A 2,573-nucleotide genomic window follows, 5' to 3' on the forward strand; every position below is an offset into this window, starting at 1 on the left:
ATCCCCAAACACTCTAAAATTGTTTTACCTGGGGAGGCGTTTGATAGTCTAAAAGAGGCGTTTTATTAAACTTTCAATTTAATTTTGTTTAAAATATATTATGTGTATAATCATAAGAAATTCACTCAAAGGTAGTGCCATGCTTATAAACGCTGTCATAGAAAAAGATGAGAATGGGTATTTTGCTTTTGTCCCCTTTCTAAAAGGCTGTGTATCACAAGGGAAAAGTTATGAAGAAGCCCTAAGAAACATTAAAGAAGCCATAGAGCTTTATTTGGGAGATTTAGAAGCCGATGAGTTAGCTTTTCTTTCTAAGAAAAATTCTGTAATAGCACCCATTGAGATAGCTTTTGCCTGAATTGCCACGACTCACAGCTAAAGAAGCAGAGAAGCTATTATTGCAGAATGGATTTGTTTTCTCTAGGCAAAAAGGCAGCCATAGAATTTATGTGAAAGATAAAATCAGGCAGGTTTTGCCTTTTCATTCTGGCGAAATCTTACACCCTAAAATAGTGAAAGAAATCATGGAAAATATCCTTAAATGAAATCTAAAGAAGTCTTAAAGATCTTAAAAATATCCCGTGTTACTCTTTGAAAGTATGTTAAAAGTGGAAAGATACGAGTTAAACAAGAACCCAATGGTTACTATATATACAACGATTCTGATGTCTATTCTTTAGCAGGAATTGAAGATGGTAGGCTGAATGTAGTTTATGCTAGGGTAAGCACTCAAAAGCAGAAACAAGACTTGCAAAATCAAATAGAAAACTGTATCTCTTTTATAAATGCTAAAGGAATATCTGTAGATAGTATCTATTCTGATATTAAAAGCGGCATGTCTTTGGACAGAAAGGGTTTTATGGAACTTCTTAATGCGGTAATGGCGTTTAAAATTAAGGCGGTTTATATTTCCTATAAAGACCGATTAGCTAGATTGAGCTATGAGTTAGTAGAAAAGCTATTTAGCGATTATGGCACTAAAATCGTTATTATCAATCAGTGTGAATCAATCAGTTTAGAGCAAGAACTGTTTGAGGACATCATGCAAACAATCCATTCTTTTTCTATGAAGATGTATTCTAAGCGCCGCATTGCTAAAAAGTTGCTTTTAGAGAGTAAGGTTAATCCGGCCTTGCTAAAATCTCTTAATGGGGAAACAGATGACCTTGACTGAACGCCACATTATTAAACCCACGCACCCCATTTTTAAACGCATTAAGGACTTTTGCCATCTGTCTAAAAACCTTTACAACTACGCTAATTTTATTTTAAGAGAGCATTACTTTGCAGGTTTTAAGTTGCCTACAGCCTACGATTTAATCAATCGCTTTGTTAAAGAAAGCCAAAGAGATTACAAAGCTTTACCTGCCCAAAGCGCGCAACAGGTATTAATGCTTTTATCTCAAAATTGGAAAAGCTATTTAAAAGCCCTTAAAGCTTACAAACTCAAGCCTTCTAGCTTTCTAGCGCGTCCAAAAATCCCTAAATTCAAACCAAAAGATGGCGTATCTATAGGGGTTTTAACAAACCAGCAAACTAGCTTTAAGAAAGGACGCATGACAAAAATTAAATTCCCAAAAAAAGCTAATTTAAAAAGACTTATCACTAAAATAAACCCTCAAACTTCTAGGCTAAAGCAAGTACGCTTAATCCCTAAAACCACTTGTTTTATCGTGGAAGTTGTCTATGAGCAAACCACGCACAAACTCCCACAAACTCATGGCATTGGCATTATGGGTATTGATCTAGGCTTGAACAACTTCGTAACTGCAATAGATAATCAAAGTAGTCCTTTTATTATCAAAGGCGGAGGGGTGAAGTCTGTCAATCAGTGGTTTAACAAACTCAAAGCCCATTATCAAGCCAAAGCCAAGACTTCAAATAAGCGTTTTTGGACAAAACGCTTAGGCAAATTAGCTCTATGGCGGGAGTGTAAAGTCAATGATTTTATGCACAAGGCGAGCGCCTATGTGGTGGGGCATTGCTTAAAAAAGGGCATTTCTACAATTGTCATCGGTAAAAATGATGGCTGGAAACAAGAGCTAAAGCTAGGCAAGAGAACCAATCAGAACTTTACTAATATCCCTTATGAATCCTTTATTGAAAAACTAGCCTACAAGTGTGCTTTGGTTGGGATAACTTTGCATACAACAGAAGAGAGATTTACGAGCAAGTGCGACCACTTGGCTAACGAACCCATGCAGCACCACGAGCAATATTTAAGTAAAAGAGTTAAACGAGGGCTATTTAAATCTAGCATAGGCAAATCCCTAAACGCCGATATTAACGGTGCAATCGGCATTTTAAGAAAAGTATTCCCTGATGCAGTGAAAACTCTAAGGGATAGCGGAGTAGTGTTTACTCCAGTAAAAATCTCGTTGGCGTTTTAAACACGATGGGAAAATTTACAAAAAATAACTTTTTAAATACTTTTAATAAGATTAAAGAGTTTTTTAGACATGGTGATTTGAAAGAGGATTTGAAAAACAACCCTTTTTATAAGAAACTTCTGATAAAATTGGCCCCTATACTTTCTTTCTTCCAAAATTTGAAGCCACTAGCACTTCTATTTC

At 35.8% G+C, this 2,573-nt stretch carries 3 protein-coding genes and 1 pseudogene; all 4 read left to right on the plus strand.

Annotated elements, in window-relative coordinates:
• Positions 1-139 precede the first annotated feature (139 nt).
• The 4 genes and pseudogenes from EWZ81_RS02555 to EWZ81_RS02570 all read left to right on the plus strand — a co-directional run bounded on the left by EWZ81_RS02555 (position 140) and on the right by EWZ81_RS02570 (position 2,390).
• Positions 140-358, plus strand: coding sequence for a type II toxin-antitoxin system HicB family antitoxin (locus tag EWZ81_RS02555; RefSeq protein WP_000906664.1), 219 nt, complete (start codon positions 140-142; stop codon positions 356-358).
• Positions 351-545 (plus strand): type II toxin-antitoxin system HicA family toxin, encoded by a 195-nt coding sequence (locus tag EWZ81_RS02560; RefSeq protein ID WP_001114660.1) that lies wholly within the window; start codon positions 351-353, stop codon positions 543-545. The genes EWZ81_RS02555 and EWZ81_RS02560 overlap by 8 nt, the downstream gene beginning before the upstream one ends.
• Positions 542-1,174 (plus strand): annotated as a pseudogene (locus EWZ81_RS02565) (IS607 family transposase). The gene EWZ81_RS02560 and the pseudogene EWZ81_RS02565 overlap by 4 nt, the downstream one beginning before the upstream one ends.
• Complete coding sequence (locus EWZ81_RS02570; RefSeq protein WP_165548921.1) at positions 1,161-2,390, plus strand: RNA-guided endonuclease InsQ/TnpB family protein; 1,230 nt, start codon at positions 1,161-1,163, stop codon at positions 2,388-2,390. The pseudogene EWZ81_RS02565 and the gene EWZ81_RS02570 overlap by 14 nt, the downstream one beginning before the upstream one ends.
• The last annotated feature ends 183 nt before the right edge of the window (positions 2,391-2,573 follow it).

Source organism: Helicobacter pylori, from assembly GCF_011140715.1.
Taxonomy (GTDB): Bacteria; Campylobacterota; Campylobacteria; order Campylobacterales; family Helicobacteraceae; genus Helicobacter; species Helicobacter pylori_DA.

Coding starts and splice junctions, on each gene's coding strand:
- EWZ81_RS02555 (WP_000906664.1), top strand. CDS start 140: ATGCTTATAAACGCTGTCATAGAAAAAGATGAGAATGGGTATTTTGCT.
- EWZ81_RS02570 (WP_165548921.1), top strand. CDS start 1,161: ATGACCTTGACTGAACGCCACATTATTAAACCCACGCACCCCATTTTT.